Below are 17,437 nucleotides of genomic sequence, written 5' to 3' on the forward strand. Positions count from 1 at the left end.
TTCCCCCAGGCAGGCGCATGGAGGTGTCGATCGATCACCTGCCGCAGGAAATTGTGATGTTCACTACAAGTGTCTGATTTGTCCGTTCAGTCTGTTTTGGTGGCGAGATATCGGCGGACGAGGTGACGTGCCACCAGAACGGCCGCCCGAGCGATTGCCTCGGGACGGTACAGATCCTTGTCGTGCCAGAGCGCCGTGCCGTCAGGCCGCCCGCCCGAGCCCTTGGCGGACCGCAGGAAGAATTCGTTGCTCCGGAAAACGGCCTCGTGCAACTCCGCCGAGACCGCGGCGGACGGCAGCAACGTCTGAACGGCGTAAGCGGTCTCCTCGTCCGTGCCCTCCCACAGTCCCCAGGAGCCGTCCGGCCGCTGCGTGTCGAGCACCCATTGTCGTGCCCGCCGTACCGGTGCGGACGCCCGCTCCCCGCCGAAGCGCGTCAGTGCCAGAACGCAGCACATGGTCGCGTAGTAAGGGGAGGCGTGCCACCGGTCGGTCCAACTTCCGTCCGGCTGCTGGTGTTCGCACAGCACCGTGGTGATCTTGCGGACGGCGGCCGCGTAGCGTGCCGTGGCACGCTCTCGGTCTGACCGTGAAACGGACCGTCCGACGCCCCCGGCCGCCGAGGCCCGCAGGAACTGACCGAAGGCTTCGAGCGCGTGTGCGTTGGTGGTGACGGAGAAGCCGTCCTCCCCTGGCCATGTGCAGAAGTGCGTGTCCGTCTCGTACGCCCACAGCACGTCCGGCGGCTCGGGAGTGCCCAGCAGCGCCAGCGCGTACAAGGCGACGGATGTGGTGTCGGCGTCGGCCGGAAGACCTTCCGCGGCCGGGGTGCCGGCCGGGCCGGACAGTTCCCGCAGGCTCGCCCGCAGTGCGGCGGGCACGGTGGAGACGAGACCGGCGCGGACGAGGCCGGCCAGCACCCACGACCGCTCGAAGACCGTGATGGGGATTCCGCATGGGGCCAGGCCCTCATGGCCGTTCACCACGGTCTCCAGGAACACCCGCGCCGGGGCACCGGGATCCGGTGCCGCGCGCTCGTCCAGCCATGCCGCGGTGGCCGCCGGCGAGGCGCCGATCCCCCCGGTGGCCGCGGGGCGGACCGTCGCGGCGCCGCGGGCCAGGTCGTCCGCCACCTCCAGCGCGTGCAGCACCTTCTCCGGCAGGGGGACCCCGGCCTTGAGAGCCCCCCGGACCTTGTCGAGTCTGCCGCGGTCCAGCCCCGGTGGCGCGACGAGACGGGCGGACCGCAGCCGCTCGGCGATTTCCGGCCGCAGCCGGGCCAGATCCTCCAGCCGCCGGTTGATGGACCGGATCAGAGAGGGGGTGATGAGGTCGATGGCGGGCATGTCCGGGAGCGCGGTGGCGTCGAGCCGGGTCAGCCGCTCCAGTATTCCCAGCCCTCGCCCGGCAGCATGCAGGATCCGGTGCGTGTCCTGGACGTTCACTCGCTCCGGCAACCGGCCGTGCGGGCCGCCCCCGCCGACGAGGCCGCCGGTGTCCTCCCGGCGGCGAAGCGTCGTGAGCAGGGCCTCGGTCGCGCTCAGCGTCGGGACCAGCGCGTAGCCGCCCGGTGCCCCCCAGCCGCCGTCCGGCCGTTGCGACTCCAGCAGGTGGCGCACGCGCCGCTCGTGGCCGGTGAGCCAGGGAGCCAGCGTCACCAGGCGCGCGGTCTCGTAGAGCGAAGGGGAGACCTGGCCCCAGGGCTCCCGGGTCAGCGTCGCGACCAGCGCCCGGGCCTCGGCCCTCAGATCCGTGTCCTCTGCGTCGCCCAGACGCACCGCGGCGTCGTCGATGGTCATCGGGGCCCCCAGTAGTCGGTCAGTCCGTAGAAGCCGGTGCTGTAACCGATCTGCCGTTCCAGGTACAACGCGTCGCGGGGACAGCTCTCCCGTAGAGGGCCGAGCAGCACGCGGCACTCCGCGACGAGCGCGGTGATGCGGTCGGTCACGGTGGCACGGTCCACGTCGAGCATCAGCGCGTTCAGGTCACCCCAGCTGACGTCCCGCTCGTAGGAAGCAAGGTCGTTGAGCAGGCGCAGGATGCGCTGCACCTGCTCGCTGACCTTCCACAGCTCGCCGAGATGGTCGAGCGTGCGGCTGTCGCCCGTGTAGATCCAGTGCGAGACGTTGACCAGCGACGAACCGAAGTTGTCGGCGTTGTCGAGGTACTCCTCGAAGGTGGGCGCGCCGTCCTCCCGGCCGGCGGCCTTCCAGCCCCACTCCCGGGACATGGCCGTCAGGTAGCGCTGAAGCTGGTCGCGCCAGAGCGGCCGGTGGAACCCGAACGCCGGGGTCGCGGCCAGTTCGTCCCGCAGGTCGGCCAGGGCCCGTGCGAGCGGGATCGCCGGGGCCGCCGCGCGAGGGTCCGCGACGGCCATGCAGTCGCGGGTCACGGCCTCGACCTCCGCACGCGTCTTGGCCGTGTAGTCCACGATCCAGTCGGCTGCGAAGACCCACAGCGAGGCCCGGGTCGCGATCTTCAGCCGGTCCGCCGACTCCCAGGGGGCGCCGAACGCGTTGGCCAGGGCCACGGTGCCGAACAGGCGCCCGTCGAAGGGGCGCGCTGGAAACAGCTCCGGGTACGACGCCGCCCATTCCTGCAGATCGCGCTGGCAGTCGGCCGCCAGGGCGCAGATCTTCCCCGCCTCCACGGCGTCCTGCAGCGCGTCGCCGCCGTCCGGGCCGGTACCGCGCATCATCGGCGGCCCGCCGGTCGCAGTACGAGCTCCACCCGCCGACGGGGGATCAGTGTGAGCCGCACCTGCGGCTCGACCGGCTGCGAGCCGTACAGCGCCGGCCGGAACCGGCTCAGCAGCGTCGCGGTGATGAGCTGGGACTCGATGGTGAAGAACAGGGTGCCCACGCACTGGTGCGGCCCGGCGCCGAACGCCAGGTAGGCGAAGCGGTGCCGCGTCCTTCCGGGCGCGAACCGTTCGGGGTCGAAGACGTGCGGGCGGGGCCACACGTCCTCCAGCCGGTGGGTGAGATAGGGGCTGACGAGGACCGTCCGGCCGCCCTTGACCAGGACACCGTCGATGACGTCGTCGGCCACCGAGACCCGCGGGATGATCCAGCCGATGGAGTACATCCGCATGAGCTCCTGGACGACCATCTTGGTGTAGCGGAGCTCGGACACGTGCGAGCGTGTCGGCACGTCCGTGCCGATCACTCGGTCGACCTCGTCGTACAACCTGGCCGCGATCTCCGGATGGGTGTCGAGCACCGTCCAGAAGAAGGTCAGCGCCGTCGCCGTCGTCTCCGTGCCGGCCGTGAACATCGCGACCACGCCGTCGCGGACCTGCTGGTCGTCGAGGCCGACGCCGTTCTCGTCCCTGGTGTTGATCAGCATGGTGACGATGTCGCGCTCGGTGGCCGGGTCCCGTCGCGCCTGGCGTACCAGCGGCATGATGACCTCGTCGACGGCCTGCACGGAGCGCCGGAACGCGCGGTCGCCGGGCAGCGGCACCGACAGGGGGACGAACGGCAGCAGCATCCGGGCGCCCATCGACCTGGTCGCGGTTCTGATCGCGTCGGCGAGGTGGTCGGCTTCGGGGATGGAGATCCGGTCGCCGAAGAAGACCCGGATGATGGCGCGCTGCACGATGCGGGTCATCTCGGCCAGGGCGTCCACCGGCCGGTCGTCCGCCGCGCGCTCGCCCAGCTCGTCGACGGCCTCGACGATCGTGCGGGCCATCTCGTCGGTGACCGCCGCGATGTTGGGTCCCGACATGAGCCGCTGGAAGATGCTTCGGTTGAGCGCCCACTCCGGCCCCTCGCGGGAGATCCCGCCGACCAGCCGCGTGAGCGGCTGCCACATCATGCCGTCGCGCGGGTAGTTGGCGGCGTTGTCGCGCAGGACGTGCTGTACGTGCTCTGGGCGGGTCACCAGGTAGGGACGGAGAAACCCCAGGTCGACCCGGGTGATCTCGCCGTTCGCCGCACGGCCTATCTGCTCGAACGCGCGCAGGGGATCGCGCAGGAGCTTGGGAACGCCGTGGCGGAAGGGAAGGGTCTTGGGCTGGTGAACCGACTGCGGGGAAGAGTCGACGGACATTGCTGCCTGCCCTCATGTGAAGTTGTGGAGCACGTGAGTCGGCGCCGATGGTGAGCGGCGGGCCCCTGTTCTGGAGCGAGGTGGGGTGAATCTGCGTTTTTATGGACCTTTGGGGACCTTGTTCCTTATGGTCGGTTTTGTGGAAGTATTACATGATCAACTAACGCGATCAAGGGTACGGTTGTTGACTTTTGTGACTCCTGAGAGTGAGCTTCCTCACTTGCTGGAGTGTTGTCTGCGCTGTTGAGTGGCCCTGACAAAACGCAGCGTGACGACTGATCACAGATAATTACTCTGCGTCATTTGTTCGCGATGGTTAGTCGAACGAAGTATCGATTTTCGAGCTATCCAGAACTTGCGCGAACTCTTTACCGCGAAAAGGGATAAATCGGGCGCCGTCAGCCCTTGAGACGGGCGGCGTCGGCGATCTGCGCGTTCAGCGGCGTCGGCAGCAGGCCGGGCCACGGCCGCTTGGTGGACACCTTGAGGCCGCCGACGATCGTCCGGTCGCCGCAGCGGGCCGTCACGTCGTACACGCCGGGACGCGCGTCGCGGCGGACCACCGCCGTGCCGACGCCGAGATCGTCGTCCCCGGTCAGCGTGACCGTCCCGGTGAACGCCGCCGACCGCGCCCAGCGCCGCCCGGACCCCGCCGCCTCGCAGCCGGGCACCGTGACGTCGATTCGCTCGCCCGGCCGCGGCGTGTTCGGGGACACCAGCACCGGCCGGGCGCCGATCGCCGTGGCCTGTCCGGAGACCGGGCAGACCAGGCCGGCGGCGACCAGTGCCGTGCCGACCACGGCGATGCCGCGCAGGCGCAACCGTACTCCTCGGGGTTCCGGGTAGGGGACGTGCCGTCCAGCGCGGACGCGCCGTCCGCGGGACGTGACGTCCGGCACTCTAGTGGCTTCGGAGCGCTGCCTCTAGGGATGTACCGAAACGTCCGAAATGGTCATGCGGCTTCGGGCGCCGGCGGCCGCAGCGCCCGGCGCGCCCGGCGGCCCGCCGACATGCCGTCCGCCGTCAGCACGATCAGCGCCGCCCACACCAGCAGGAACCCGGCCCAGCGGCTGGCCGGCATCTGCTCGTGCTGCACCAGCAGCCCGATCAGGAACTGCAGCACCGGCGCCAGGTACTGCAGCATGCCGATCGCGCTCATCGGGATCCGCGTCGCCGCCGCGTTGAACAGCAGCAGCGGGATCGCGGTCACCACCCCGCCGCCCGCCAGCAGCGCCATGTTGCCCGCCCCGTGGTGCCCGAACGCCGCCGACCCGTCCGCCTCAAGCATCACCGCGAGCACGAGCGCCGGCGCGAACATCACCGCGGTCTCCACCGCCAGGCTCTCCACCGACGGCATGTTGGCGAACTTCTTGACCAGCCCGTACGTCCCGAAGGAGCACGCGAGCACCAGCGCGATCCACGGCAGCCGCCCGTAGTCCACGGTGAGCACCGTGACGGCCGCAGCCCCCAGCCCGACCGCCGCCCACTGCCCGGCCCGCAGCCGCTCCCGGAACACCACGACGCCCAGCAGGATGCTGATCAGCGGATTGATGAAGTACCCCAGCGACGCCTCGATCGTGTGACCGGCGTTGACCGCGTAGATGTACGTGCCCCAGTTGGCGCTGATCACCACGGCCGCGACGGTCAGCAGTCCGATCCGCCGCCGGCCGACGGTGCGCACCCACGTCCAGTGCCGCAGTACCGCGCACATCACCAGCACGGCCGCCAGCGACCACATGATCCGGTGAGCGAGGATCTCCAGCGACCCCGCCGGCTTCAGCAGCGGCCAGTAGAGCGGGAACAGCCCCCACAGCGCGTAGGCGGCGACGCCTGCCAGCATCCCCCGACGATCCACCACGGGCATCACGGTACCAGGACGTAATCTGCCAAACCGGGGCACGCTCCTGACGGTCCCCCTTATGGCCCCCGGCACCGCGAGCTAGCCTTGAAGACATGTTCGGCTTTGCGAAGACCGAGATGGTCTCCCCGGAGAAGGCGCTCCCCGGCCGGGAGGAGCCGATTCCCGTCCCGCCTCGCCACGAGGTGCTCGACGCCCCGCTCGCCCCGCCCTACCCGGAGGGCTCCGTGGTGGCGGAGTTCGCGCTGGGCTGCTTCTGGGGAGCCGAACGCAAGTTCTGGCAGACGCCCGGCGTCGTCAGCACGTCCGTCGGCTACGAGGGCGGCTACACCCCCAACCCCACCTACGAAGAGGTCTGCACCGGCCTGACGGGCCACACCGAAACCGTCCGCGTCGTCTACGACCCCACCCGGGTCTCCTACGACGACCTGCTGCGCGTCTTCTGGGAAGCCCACGACCCCACCCAGGGCATGCGCCAGGGCAACGACATCGGCACCCAGTACCGCTCAGCCGTCTTCTACCAGGACGACACCCAACGCAAGGCCGCCGAAGCCTCCCGCGACGCCTACCAGAAGGTCCTCACCGAAGCCGGCTACGGCCGCATCACCACCGAGATCACCGCGGCCACCCCCTTCTACTTCGCCGAGGACTACCACCAGCAGTACCTCCACAAGGTCCCCAACGGCTACTGCGGCCTCGGCGGCACCGGCCTCTCCTGCCCCATCGGCGTCGCCCCGGCCGAGTAGCACCTGACCTAGGCAAAGGTCGTCTATCTGCGGTCACCGTCGCGGGGCCGGCAGTTTCCAGGCAAGCGGTGACGGCTCCAGGCGCCGACAGCGAGAAGGTTCGAGCATCCGCTGGCGGAGCACCAACGCACCCCGACTCGCCACTCCGCTCTCGGCGGCCGTCGACGGCGGCTGGGGCGTGCTCCGGCACGTGGTGCAGCACGCCACGCAGTGGGGGCGACCCGGAACGTATCGCCGTCTTCGGTGAGAGCACCAGCTCGATGGTCACCGCCCTGGCCGCGATCCGGGCCGAGAAGTCGGGCCCGCTCCTGCGGGCGCAGGTGCTGGTCAACCCCGCTGTCGACCTGGCCTCGGCGGGGTTCGACCACGCCTCGATGAGCCGGCACGCCTACAGCCCGACCTTCACCATGCCGCAGATGCGGCTGTTCCAGCGGCTCGCCGTTCCGCCGGGAACAGATCCTCGTGCGGTGTCGCCGCTGTACGCCGACGACCTGAGTCGGGTAGCCCGTCGCGGTACTGGGCGCCACGATCTCCAGCGTGGCTCCATGCTCGGCTCGGGCGATGATCTGGTCGGCTCCGTCGGCCAGGCAGGAGAGACCGGTGATGAAGCGGTCGATGAGGCGTGCGGGCTCGGCGGCAGACCGCGGTGCTCGGAGAGCGCGATACGTGGCGTGGTCGCTCGTTTCACGCGAGGGTGGCGCGTGGCCGTCGGGTCCGAAGCCGTTGTGCGCGCGGTCGCGGTGCCAGGCGCGGTTGGCGGACTCCGGCTCGGGCCAGCGCTTGGAGAGGGCGAGCACGAAGCCCTTGCCGCAGCCGTCCAGGTTGTTGCAGACGTGTACGTCCTCCCGGACGTACCGGCTGCTCGCCACGGTGATGACGTTCTCTTCGCCGAGGCCGTACGCCTGCGAGGCCGGGCGGGAAACGGCGGCGCTCCCTGGGCCCCAGGCCGCCCGGGGGGATTATGGACAGGGGGTGGGGGCGGTCAGTATGTTCCGCAGCGCGGGTTTCCGGACGTGACTGACCAGGGAGTGTGGGTGGCCGCCCAGTACGCGATGCCTTCGCCGGTGAGGACGGTCCGGATCCTGCTCTACGTCGCGGCGTTCCTGACCTTCATGGCGGCGCTGCAAGGAGGACTTGTGGTGGGCGGCGCCGAGGGGGCCGGTGTCGCGGTCGCCCTCTCGCTGCCCGCGGTCGCCAGCTTGGCGGCGGCCTGGGCGATCGGGAGACGTCCGGCCCGCAGGGTGCGTGTCGGCGTCATCGTGCTGGAGGTCCTCTACCTGTTCTGGCAGGTCGGCCGGATCACCGACGGCGACCCGCTCGGCCTGGTGGGAGTGATCCTCCCGGTGGCCATCCTGATCCTCGTCAACCGGGCCGCGGCACGGCAGTACTTCTCGCGCGCCTCACGTGCCGGGTGACTGGATAAGGTCGGCCCCTGGAATCGTCTCAGCCCGGCCGTTATCGTCCTCGCGAACGTACGCGTGCGGGTCTGTCTGTCCACGGGAGGTCGGGTGTTCGGTTCCACTGTGAAGCCGTGCGCGCGGCCGACCGTTCGCGGATACGTCATCGTGGCGTTGTGCGCGCTGCTGTGCGCGGGATGCGCCGCAGAGGAGAAGGAGAAGCCGGCCGGTGCCTCCTCGACGGCGTCGTCCGGAGCGCCGACGCCGACCCGTTCCGCCCGACCGCAGGGGGGCCTGATGAACGACGCGGACATCCGGGAGACCGTGCGGCGGGGCCTGGAGGCGGCCGGAGATCCCTACACGGGCGACCTGACCCACAAGAGCGCCTCGATGCTCAAGGAGGTCGCGGTCCCGCTGCCGAAGACCTGGAGGTTCTTCAGGTTCGACGCGTTCCCCCATCCCCAGGCCTCGTTCCACGTGGCCGTCGAGGTGAGCACCGGCAAGGTGGTGTTCCTGACCGGCAGGCCCGCGGCGTTCGGCCAGGTGCTCGCCGCCTCGAAGGCGACCCTGCAGACCACGCGCGACGCGGTCGCCGTGGCCCGTGCCTATCTGGACGTGACGCGGCGCATGGACCGGTACCTGCGGGTCGTCGACGGTATCGAGGATCTGGCGTGGCGGCCCGAGCCGACCGCCGAGGAGAAGAAGGCCCGTGAGCGCGCCGAGCCCCGGCTGCGTTCCCTTCTGAAGCCCCCGGCGGCCGTCGTCAAGGGGGATACCTACGTCGTCACACTGTTCGTCCGAAACGGGACGGACATCGAGCAGCGCACGGTCACCATCGACGCCGGAGCCTCCGTGACCGAGACACGGAAGGTCATGCTGCAAGGGCTGCCGCTCGCCTGACGATCCGCGACCCCCGCGCGCCGGCCCGGACGTCTGACCGCGAGATCCCTCCGAGGACGCGACCGCCGCAGGGACATGGGGCGACCCGGGTTTCTGATGACCGCAATGCACGATAGGCGCACTTGATCACCCTTTGCGGGCGTGGTCATAATCGGACCTGCCTCGGTGCCCAGGGGGCTGGCGACGAGCGCCCGTGATCGCTACCTGCCCACCGAGGTGATCGTCTTTGTCCTCGCTCCCGCGTCGGTCCCGGCGCCCGGTGCCTCCGGCGACCGACCGCGGCGAGGGCCCCGCCTCCTACCTGGCGGTGGTCCTTCTGGTGGGCCTGCTGGTGGGCGCGCTCGTCGTCGCGAATGTTCCGGTCAGCGTCACCGCAGGCATCAAGGCCGCCGTCTGCAAGGTCGTCTCCGACTCGCGGTGCGACACTCCCGAGGAGGCCGGCGGAGGTTCGGGCGCGGCGAGCGACGGGCGCCGGGGTATTTCCGCCGCTCCCAGGGACAGCGGGAAAAAAGACGACGGCAATTGCTGGAGTTGGGCGCACTGGGCCTGCAGTGCCGTCGACGGGTTGCGGCTGGGCACCGGGGGTGTGATCAAGGACGCCTGGGACGGCGTCACCTTCGTGGGCTGCCTGGCGCACATCTGCAGCCACGACGGTTTCAAGAGCAACTGGAGCGGCATCGGCGCGCTCTTCACCACGGACCCGCGGGACACCGCGAAGACCATCTGGGACGAGTCCACCAAGCCGATCCGCGACGACTGGAACAACGGTCACAAGGTCCGTGCAGTCTTCCGCGCCGTCCCGACCGTCCTCGGCACCGTCTTCGGCGGCAAGGGCCTGACCAAACTCAAACACCTCAAGAGCAAGAAACCCGATCCACCGCGTCCCCCGGACCCGCCGGACGTGATCGCGAGGCGGGCAGGCGAGGCGGCGCGCCGCGGCGACGTGGACGCCGCCGACCAGGCGCTGGCGGACGCCGAACGACATCTGCGCGAGCTGTCTGAGCTCCGCGTGAACGACCCGGCTCGGGTCTCCTTCGGCGAGATGTCCAGGGCCCGGGCCGCCGCCCGGGAAGCCAGGAGGGCCGCCAAGGACGCCAGGATCCGCAAGATTCTGCTGCAGACCCCGATGGGACGCAGGGCCAACGACATCCTCAACCGGTACAACGTCGAGGTCGTGTACAGGTCCAGAGGCGGCACGGAGTACTATCACGACTCCAATCGGGTCATGATGAGCACGTCCAGAGGCGGAAGCACGCCGGAGGAAGAGCTCCTGCCGGAGAACGCGCTCACTCCCGAGGAGCAGGCGGTCGACCTGGTCCACGAGGCCGCCCATGTCGAGTACGACCACACCGGCAAGAGCGCCGCCATATCCCTGCCACGGGACAAATTCGTGGACGGCCTCCTCAAGGAGGAGGCCGAGGGCGTCGCCCGCCAGGTGGAGATGACGTACGAGCTCAGAGCCCACGGGGCCAGGGTGGACGTGACCGATATGGAAGACGTGTACTCCCGGGGCTACAACCGCGCCGTGGGGCAGGCCGAACGGCGAGGTGAGACGCTGACCGACGAGGAACGCCGGCGGATCGGCCGGAAGGGCGCGGTCGAAGCGCTGGAGCAGGCGTTCCGTTCCGGACGGTTCAGAACGTCCTCCACCAATGAGCCCTATCCCGAGTACTACGGGAAGCAATGGGACAACGCGAACGGCTGGTCCACTCCCTGATCACAACAGGACGAACGTTCTCCCTGGAATGCGTTCCCGACGAGGAGCAGGGCGGTCGACGGTTCTCATGGCCCCCTGCACCGTCGTTCCCGTCCAGGGATGGGCGGACACTCAGTTCGTTCGACCGGGTGTGGCACTTGGACGTCTCGCCGCCGTGTGAATTCCTACCTCGCGCAGCCGGACGGCCAGGAGTTCCATCTCGGGGAGTGTTCCGGTGAAGCTGCCGGCCATAACCCGTCCCAGGATCTCCTTGGTCTGCGGCAGGTCCAGGCCCAGTTCTGTCCGCAGTACTTTCATCACCGTCACCGGGCTGGGCGACCGGTCAACGATTTCAAGCAGTGCCGGACCGTGCGCCTCCAGCAGCCGACCCCGTAGATCCGCCGGAATGTCCCCGCGCCCGCACGCGGTGACGGTGCCGCATGCCGAGCAGTCGCTCTGGACGTCCCAATGCAACCCGTCTCCAAGCAGCACTTGTGTCGCGTTGCACTGCGTCAGAGCACCACAGGCCTTGCACGGTGACCGATATTCGACCGACTCGACGACCACGGCTGCGCTGCTCCGTCCCTATCGACCATGAACCTATGGCACCCGTCTAGGCCGTGAATATGTCTACGGAAGATGACGTACGCACCCTACGTCGTACTGCCCTGCTGCAAGGAGAGGTCGTCGTGGCTCTCATGCCGTGGCGGCTGGTCTTGGCCTTCGTCGGATGATGGACTGGTCGCGGCGACTGGCGGCGGTGCCCCGGCAGGGTGGGCGGGCGGAGGTGCGATTGTGGCGTTGCTGGAGATCAAATTCTGGGACGTCGGTGACTTCAACCCCGGAACCAAGAGCGCCGAAGGCCGGTGCACCTGGGGCGGCTCCTCCTGCTCGAACAAGCCGGAGTTCACCGTGACCGACAGAACGGGCGCCAACTTGGGGGCGTGCGGTGAACATGTCCTTACCTACATACGTGACCGCCTGACCCACGGCGCCTGATTTCGCCCGGAGAGGTCTCCCTCCGCTGTGCATTGCACGCCTGGGGGCAGGGCAGGCGCCCGCGGCAGCAGCCCTCAGGGGGTGTAGGCGGCAAGGTGCTCCTCGAACGCGCTGTCCTGGTCGTCCGGGGACCGGTAGCCGCTGCCCGGCGGGGGTTGGTTGACGTCCTCCCCGTCGATGATCCGCAGAGCGAGGCCGGCGAACCGCGTCGGGGACGGCATGACCTCGCCGCCGAAGTACCCTCCGGCGAGGACCAGGCCCCAGGCGTCGGAGCGCTGAAACGACCAGCCCACCGTCTCCTCCCACATGAAGACGAGCCCGCCTTCGTCAGTGAAGGATTCGATCCGGGCTTCACGGGGCCAGGCACCATCGGTTTCAGCGATGCCCCGCCACACCTCTCTGGGGAGTGCGTCGTGGCACGCACTGATGTAGCCCAGGTGAGCCGTCTCCCCGTCGAGGTCATATCCGTCAAGCTCATCCACGGCCGTCCCCCCGCGGGTCAGCCTCGGACGATTCCGCGCAGGTCGAAGCTTTCGGCCACCCGGTCGAAGACCGCGGCGGCCTGGTCCGCCGTCCACTCGTCGGAGGTGACGGCGCTTTCCAGCTGGGGGTCGTAGGGGGCGAGTCCTGTGGCCCTCTGGACGATCTCGGAGATCGCGCGGAGGTGCGCGGCGACCTTCTTGGCGGCGTCTCCGTCGCTCCAGAACGGCACCGAGATCGACCATTCCCCCGAGTAGCAGCTCACCTGAATCGCGGTGGCCCGATGGTCGATCTCCCACGTCGGAGGGGCCTCCACGACTGACACGTCACCGAGGAGCGCGCGAACTTCCGACACCACCCCGTCCCAGTTCGGCGGACGGCCGAGGGTCTCAGCAGCGTTGGCCTGCTCCTCCAGTGCCTCCATGGCGTCGTCCCATGACTGGCCGGGATCGCGCTTGAGGAAGTGGATGTCGTAGCTCACGCGCGTGAATCTAGACGGGACCTACGACGGAAAGGCCGGCTGTTGGGGCGCGGCGGCAGCGAATCGGGATGCGCCGCTCCAGGAGGTTAGGTTGGCGGGCATGGAGTTGACGGTGGGGTTGCGGGGCGAGGTGGTCGTCACGGTGGGGGTGGACGACACGGCTGAGCGGGTGGGGAGTGGCGACGTGCCGGTGCTGGCCACGCCGCGGTTGGTGGCGCTGGCCGAGGCCGCAACGGTGCGGGCGGTCGCCGGGCGGCTGGGTGAGGGCCGGACCTCGGTGGGCACGCGGGTGGAACTCGCCCACCGTGCCGCAAGTCCGGTCGGGACGCGGGTCACGGTGGCGGCGGAGCTGACCGCTGTGGACGGCAGGCGGCTCTCGTTCGCCGTGTCCGCCACCGATGGGCGCGGCACGGTGCTCGGCGATGGTCTCGTCGAGCGGGTCGTCGTCGATCGTGAGCGTTTCCTGGACGCCCTCTCGCGCTGAGTTCGGCGGGGGCGTCAGTACGGTAGCGGGCGGCCGGATGGGGTTCGCAGGTCCAGTGGGCTCGGTTGGCGTGGGGGTCTGGGGCGCTTGACAAGCTGCTGCCTGGCCATGGTGATCATCTCCCCCGTGGTGGCGATGACGTAACCCCTGATCCGTGCGATGGTGCGGACGGATCCGAGGTCCGCCGAGTTTATGCACCTGTCTCGTGTTGTTCGACCGGTTTTTCCCGGGCGGCGGTCGGCAACCGGCCGCGGCCGGTTCCGGCCGCTCGGTGCGAGACGGCGGCGGGGCGGGCACAATGCCGTGTCCGGGGCGGGGGCGCGATCTAGAATGCCGCCACATGACCGCCTTGGACCTCGCCCCGGCCGGTACCGCCCTCCTCGTCATGGACCTTCAGGTGCGCGTCGTGGGGCAGGAGACGCGGCCCTTCACCGGTGCGGACGTCGTGCGGCAGGCGATGCGGCTGGCCGACGGGTTCCGGGACGCGGGCGGACGGGTGGTGATCGTCCAGGTGGAGCGGCCCGGTGTGGCGACGCAGCCGCCGGGCAGCGAGCTGGTCGGGGAGATGCGTCCCCGCCCGGGCGACCTGCTCGTCACCAAGCGGGACACGAGCGCCTTTCACGAGACGGGCCTGGACGGCACGTTGCGGGAGCAGGGCGTCGGCACGGTGGTGGTGAGCGGGCTGCTCGCCGAAGTGGGGGTCGAGGCCACGGCGCGGGACGCCGCCGAGCGTGGTTACGTGGTGGTGCTGCCGAAGGACGCCACGGCGAGCCTGTCGGACGAGGCGTACCGGGTCGCCGTGCGGACGACGTTCCCGCGACTGGGCACCGTGTGCACGACGGACGAGGTGCTCGCCGCGCTGCGGGCCGGGAACAACTAGGACACCACGTCCCGGCCGCGGAAGCGGCGGAAGGCGAGCGCGAACAGCACCACGGCGTACGTCACCGACAGCGCGGTGCCCTTGGCCATGCCGGTCCACTGGATCTGCGGCTGCAGGGCGTCGGTCCACGCGTACATCCAGTGGGTCGGCAGGAAGTCCCGCCAGGTGCCCAGCGCGGTCACCGCGTCCAGGATGTTGCTGACGATCACCAGCCCGACCGCGCCGCCGACCGCGCCCAGCGGGGAGTCCGTGGTGACCGACAGCAGGAACGCCAGGGCCGCCACGACGAGCTGGCTGACCAGCGCGAACGCGACGATGATCAGCATGCGGCCCAGAGCGGTGCCCACCGGGACGCTGCCGCCGGTGGGGAGCCGTACCTCGTCCCAGCCGAAGGCGACCGTGCCCGCCACCAGGGACATCAGCGGCAGGGTGAGCACGGCCGCCGCCGCGTACGCCAGCGACACGATCAGCTTCTGGCGCAGCAGCCGGGCGCGCGGCACCGGGGCCGCCAGCAGGTAGCGCAGCGACGACCAGCCCGCCTCGCTGGCCACGGTGTCCCCGCAGAACAGCGCCACGGCGACCACGAGCAGGAAGCCGACCGAGACGAACATCGCGAACAGGGCGAAGTTCATGGCGCTCGCGGTCGCCACGGTGACCAGGCCGGGGGCCTCGCCCGGTTCCGGGTCGCCGCCGAGCTTGAACGCGGCGACCAGCACCCACGGCAGCACCAGCAGGATGCCGAACGCCACCAGCGTGCGGCGGCGCCGGAACTGCCGGACGGCCTCCACGCGCAGCGGCAGCGTGCGTCCCACGCGGTAGCCGGCCGCGCCGTCCGCCGGCGCGGCCGCGGGGCGTGCCGCGACCTCTTCGACGCTGCTCACGCCGTCCCTCCGGTTCCGATGATCTCCAGGAACGCGTCCTCCAGCCGCCGCCCGGACCCGACGATCTCGGCGACCGGGCCGGCCGCGACGCGCCGTCCGCGCGACATGACCACCGCGTGCGTGCAGGTCTGCTCCACCTCGGCCAGCAGGTGGCTGGACACGATGACGGTGCGTCCGGCCGCCGCGTACCGCACCAGCACCTCGCGCATCTCGCGGATCTGCGGCGGGTCCAGGCCGTTGGTGGGCTCGTCGAGCACCAGCAGGTCGGGCAGGCCGAGCATGGCCTGGGCGATGGCCAGCCGCTGCCGCATGCCCTGCGAGTAGGTGCGGACGGGGCGGTCCAGCGCGGCGCCGAGGTCGGCGATGCGCAGGGCCTCCTCCACGTGCGCCTCCTCGGCCGGCCGGCCGGTGGCGCGCCAGTACAGGTCGAGGTTGTCGCGGCCGGACAGGTGCGGCAGGAACCCGGGGCCCTCGACGAACGACCCGAGCCGCGACAGCACGGGCGCGCCGGGCGTGACGCGGTGCCCGAAGATGCGGATCTCCCCGGCGTCCGGATGGATGAGGCCCATCAGCATGCGCAGTGTGGTCGTCTTGCCCGCGCCGTTCGGGCCGAGCAGGCCGAGCACCTGCCCCTTCTCCACGCGGAACGACAGGTCGTCGACGGCCAGGTGCCCGTTCTTGTACGCCTTGGTCAGCCCGGTGATCTGCAGCGGGACGTCGGCGAGCGAAGAATCGTGCTCCGCGCCGCCCCCGCGGCGGCGTCCGGTCGCGAGGATTCCGGCGGCGACGGCCAGGCCCGCGGCGGGCAGGATCCACACCCAGGCGGGTAGGGGCGCGGCCGGGGTGGTCAGCGACGGGACGCCCGGCACCGTCAGCCCGGACACGGTCCGCACCTTGTACGTGGCGGGCTGGACGGGCGTGGCGAAGCCCATGTCGGTGGTGGACAGGACGAGACGCATCCGGTGGCCGCGGTCGAAGCGGTAGTCCATGCCCGGGAGGGTGACGGTGACCTCGCGTCCGTCGCCCGCGTCCCGCACCCGCAGCGGCGCGGGCAGGCGGCGCGCGGGTGACGCCTGCCCGTCGGGCGCGACGTCGTACAGCTTGGCGAACAGCACCACGTCGCCCTCGCCCTGGACCCGCACGCGCACCGTCGGCGCGCCGGTGAGCTGCAGCGGCTCGGTCAGGCGCGGCGAGTCGAACACGGCGGACTGGCCGGGCATGTCCGCGGGCAGCTGCCCGGCGAGCGCCCCCGCCCCGCCCAGGTCGCCGATGCTGCCGAGGGCGCCCAGGCCGGGCAGGGCGGAGATGGACGGCGGTGAGCCGCCCGCCGGGTTGTGGATCGTCTGCTCGCGTCCGGTGAGCGGGACGGTGCGCCGCTCGGTGCCGCCCAGGCCCGGGTACCGGCCGGTGGACGCGGCCTGCACGACGACCTGCTGGCTGGCCGAGTCGATGCCGCCCGTCCGCGTCACCGTGAAGCCGTCCACCGGCCGTGCGTCGTCCTCGCCGCGCAGCCGCCGGTCGAACCAGTCGCGGACGAGCCCCTGGACGCGTGCGGTCTCCGGGTCGCCGCCGTCGTGGCCGCCCTGGAACCAGACCACCGACACCGGCGCGCCGTTGCGGGCGATGGCGCGGGCGTTGGCGTCGGCGTGGTCGAGCGGGAACAGCGAGTCCGACTGGCCCTGCACCAGCAGGGTCGGCACCCTGATGCGGTCGGCCACGGACTCGGGGCTGGAGCGGCGCAGCGTCTCGACCGCCTCCGGCGTGGGCCGTCCCGACTCGGCGACCTGCTGGTACATCGCGCACAGCGACGGCAGGAACCGTCCGCACGCGTCGTTTCCGGGGGTGCCGGTGAAGAAGATCCCGGCCCACAGCTTCTTGAAGACGCCGGCGTCGGCGCCCTCGCCGGTCGCGTCGGGGAACAGCGCGTCGGGGAGGCTGTACCAGGTGATCTGCGGGGCGATGGCGTCCACGCGGCGGTCGTGGGCGGCCGTCATCAGCGCGATCGCACCGCCGTAGGAGGCGCCGGCGATGCCGACGCGCGGGTCGCCGGGCCGGTCGAGCGTCACCTCGGGACGGCGCGCCAGCCAGTCGATGAGCTGCCGGACGTCCTTGACCTCGTAGTCGGGGGAGTTGAGCGCGATCTGCCCGGTGGACGCGCCGAACCCGCGCGCCGACCAGGTCAGCACCGCGTACCCGGCGCGGGCGAGGTCCTCGGCCTCGGCGCGCATGTCGTTCTTGGAGCCGCCGAACCCGTGCGCCAGCAGGACGGCGGGGCCCTTGGCGCGTCCCACCGGCCGGAAGAACGTGGTGTCGAGCGAGACGCGCTGGTCGTCCTTCGGCCCGTCGACGACCTGGATGCGCTGGTGCAGCGCCCTGACGGGCGGTTCGCCGGACGTCACGCCCCATGCCAGCCCGCCGCCTCCGGCCGCGACCGCGACCGCTCCGGCGGCGGCCGTCCAGCGCGTGACGCGCCCGGCCCCGCCCCACCGCTCCCGGAGCCCGCGCGCTCCCCCCAGCCTCATGCCCAGAACCCTATGTGCCGCTTGCGGGACGGCCGGTCCGTCCCTCAGACGATCCCGTCT

Annotated in this window: 17 protein-coding genes; 7 read left to right on the forward strand and 10 right to left on the reverse strand. The window is 70.7% G+C overall.

The features are described from left to right. Positions 1-86: 86 nt before the first annotated feature. From ABD811_RS18175 to rarD, 5 genes are all read right to left on the reverse strand, one after another. The gene (locus tag ABD811_RS18175; RefSeq protein WP_344948706.1) at positions 87-1,799 is read right to left on the reverse strand and encodes a prenyltransferase/squalene oxidase repeat-containing protein; all 1,713 of its coding nucleotides are present in this window, start codon (positions 1,797-1,799) and stop codon (positions 87-89) included. Next, positions 1,796-2,698, reverse strand: coding sequence for a terpene synthase family protein (locus ABD811_RS18180; protein ID WP_344948707.1), 903 nt, complete (start codon positions 2,696-2,698; stop codon positions 1,796-1,798). The genes ABD811_RS18175 and ABD811_RS18180 overlap by 4 nt, the downstream gene beginning before the upstream one ends. Beyond that, positions 2,695-4,053: a cytochrome P450 gene (locus ABD811_RS18185; protein ID WP_344948710.1), complete on the reverse strand. Its 1,359-nt coding sequence runs from the start codon at positions 4,051-4,053 to the stop codon at positions 2,695-2,697. The genes ABD811_RS18180 and ABD811_RS18185 overlap by 4 nt, the downstream gene beginning before the upstream one ends. Positions 4,054-4,451: 398 nt before the next feature. Beyond that, a complete protein-coding gene (locus ABD811_RS18190; RefSeq protein WP_344948713.1) occupies positions 4,452-4,874 on the reverse strand; it encodes a hypothetical protein in 423 nt (140 codons plus the stop codon). Between the two features lie 131 nt (positions 4,875-5,005). Further along, the gene (rarD, locus tag ABD811_RS18195; protein WP_344948715.1) at positions 5,006-5,917 is read right to left on the reverse strand and encodes an EamA family transporter RarD; all 912 of its coding nucleotides are present in this window, start codon (positions 5,915-5,917) and stop codon (positions 5,006-5,008) included. 89 nt (positions 5,918-6,006) lie between these two features. Here rarD and msrA point away from each other — a divergent pair, with 89 nt between their 5' ends. The 4 genes from msrA to ABD811_RS18215 all read left to right on the forward strand — a co-directional run bounded on the left by msrA (position 6,007) and on the right by ABD811_RS18215 (position 10,671). Continuing rightward, positions 6,007-6,657, forward strand: coding sequence for a peptide-methionine (S)-S-oxide reductase MsrA (gene msrA, locus ABD811_RS18200; protein ID WP_344948718.1), 651 nt, complete (start codon positions 6,007-6,009; stop codon positions 6,655-6,657). Positions 6,658-6,917: 260 nt separating this feature from the next. After that, a complete protein-coding gene (locus ABD811_RS18205) occupies positions 6,918-8,072 on the forward strand; it encodes an alpha/beta hydrolase family protein (RefSeq protein ID WP_344948721.1) in 1,155 nt (384 codons plus the stop codon). Between the two features lie 279 nt (positions 8,073-8,351). After that, positions 8,352-8,954, forward strand: coding sequence for a hypothetical protein (locus ABD811_RS18210; RefSeq protein ID WP_344948724.1), 603 nt, complete (start codon positions 8,352-8,354; stop codon positions 8,952-8,954). A 259-nt stretch (positions 8,955-9,213) separates the two neighbouring features. Further along, a complete protein-coding gene (locus tag ABD811_RS18215; protein ID WP_344948726.1) occupies positions 9,214-10,671 on the forward strand; it encodes a hypothetical protein in 1,458 nt (485 codons plus the stop codon). Between the two features lie 111 nt (positions 10,672-10,782). Here the strand turns inward: ABD811_RS18215 and ABD811_RS18220 are convergent, their stop codons facing one another. Further along, entirely contained in the window at positions 10,783-11,217 is a 435-nt protein-coding gene (locus tag ABD811_RS18220) for a hypothetical protein (protein WP_344948728.1), read from the reverse strand. A 228-nt stretch (positions 11,218-11,445) separates the two neighbouring features. Between ABD811_RS18220 and ABD811_RS18225 the strand changes: the two genes are divergently transcribed. After that, the gene (locus ABD811_RS18225) at positions 11,446-11,649 is read left to right on the forward strand and encodes a hypothetical protein (protein WP_344948730.1); all 204 of its coding nucleotides are present in this window, start codon (positions 11,446-11,448) and stop codon (positions 11,647-11,649) included. Positions 11,650-11,723: 74 nt separating this feature from the next. On the opposite strand, the gene ABD811_RS18230 is transcribed toward ABD811_RS18225, so the two are convergent. Continuing rightward, positions 11,724-11,942, reverse strand: coding sequence for a hypothetical protein (locus ABD811_RS18230; RefSeq protein ID WP_344948733.1), 219 nt, complete (start codon positions 11,940-11,942; stop codon positions 11,724-11,726). Positions 11,943-12,148: 206 nt separating this feature from the next. Next, on the reverse strand, positions 12,149-12,610 hold the full coding sequence (locus ABD811_RS18235; RefSeq protein WP_344948736.1) for a hypothetical protein: 462 nt from the start codon (positions 12,608-12,610) through the stop codon (positions 12,149-12,151). A 100-nt stretch (positions 12,611-12,710) separates the two neighbouring features. Between ABD811_RS18235 and ABD811_RS18240 the strand changes: the two genes are divergently transcribed. Continuing rightward, positions 12,711-13,094 carry a thioesterase family protein gene (locus tag ABD811_RS18240; protein ID WP_344948738.1) on the forward strand — a complete coding sequence of 128 codons (384 nt, stop codon included), beginning with the start codon at positions 12,711-12,713 and terminating at the stop codon, positions 13,092-13,094. A gap of 340 nt (positions 13,095-13,434) precedes the next feature. After that, positions 13,435-13,974, forward strand: coding sequence for a cysteine hydrolase family protein (locus tag ABD811_RS18245; RefSeq protein WP_344948740.1), 540 nt, complete (start codon positions 13,435-13,437; stop codon positions 13,972-13,974). On the opposite strand, the gene ABD811_RS18250 is transcribed toward ABD811_RS18245, so the two are convergent. Together ABD811_RS18250 and ABD811_RS18255 are read right to left on the reverse strand one after the other, a co-directional pair. Continuing rightward, complete coding sequence (locus tag ABD811_RS18250; RefSeq protein ID WP_344948742.1) at positions 13,971-14,855, reverse strand: ABC transporter permease; 885 nt, start codon at positions 14,853-14,855, stop codon at positions 13,971-13,973. The genes ABD811_RS18245 and ABD811_RS18250 overlap by 4 nt on opposite strands. Further along, positions 14,852-17,377, reverse strand: coding sequence for an alpha/beta fold hydrolase (locus tag ABD811_RS18255; RefSeq protein ID WP_344948745.1), 2,526 nt, complete (start codon positions 17,375-17,377; stop codon positions 14,852-14,854). The genes ABD811_RS18250 and ABD811_RS18255 overlap by 4 nt, the downstream gene beginning before the upstream one ends. Between the last annotated feature and the right edge of the window lie 60 nt (positions 17,378-17,437).

The organism is Actinomadura miaoliensis (assembly GCF_039536785.1).
GTDB lineage: Bacteria > Actinomycetota > Actinomycetes > Streptosporangiales > Streptosporangiaceae > Spirillospora > Spirillospora miaoliensis.

Coding starts and splice junctions, on each gene's coding strand:
- ABD811_RS18185 (WP_344948710.1), bottom strand. CDS start 4,053: ATGTCCGTCGACTCTTCCCCGCAGTCGGTTCACCAGCCCAAGACCCTT.
- ABD811_RS18175 (WP_344948706.1), bottom strand. CDS start 1,799: ATGACCATCGACGACGCCGCGGTGCGTCTGGGCGACGCAGAGGACACG.
- rarD (WP_344948715.1), bottom strand. CDS start 5,917: ATGCCCGTGGTGGATCGTCGGGGGATGCTGGCAGGCGTCGCCGCCTAC.
- ABD811_RS18205 (WP_344948721.1), top strand. CDS start 6,918: ATGGTCACCGCCCTGGCCGCGATCCGGGCCGAGAAGTCGGGCCCGCTC.
- ABD811_RS18180 (WP_344948707.1), bottom strand. CDS start 2,698: ATGATGCGCGGTACCGGCCCGGACGGCGGCGACGCGCTGCAGGACGCC.
- ABD811_RS18210 (WP_344948724.1), top strand. CDS start 8,352: ATGAACGACGCGGACATCCGGGAGACCGTGCGGCGGGGCCTGGAGGCG.
- msrA (WP_344948718.1), top strand. CDS start 6,007: ATGTTCGGCTTTGCGAAGACCGAGATGGTCTCCCCGGAGAAGGCGCTC.
- ABD811_RS18240 (WP_344948738.1), top strand. CDS start 12,711: ATGGAGTTGACGGTGGGGTTGCGGGGCGAGGTGGTCGTCACGGTGGGG.
- ABD811_RS18245 (WP_344948740.1), top strand. CDS start 13,435: ATGACCGCCTTGGACCTCGCCCCGGCCGGTACCGCCCTCCTCGTCATG.
- ABD811_RS18255 (WP_344948745.1), bottom strand. CDS start 17,377: ATGAGGCTGGGGGGAGCGCGCGGGCTCCGGGAGCGGTGGGGCGGGGCC.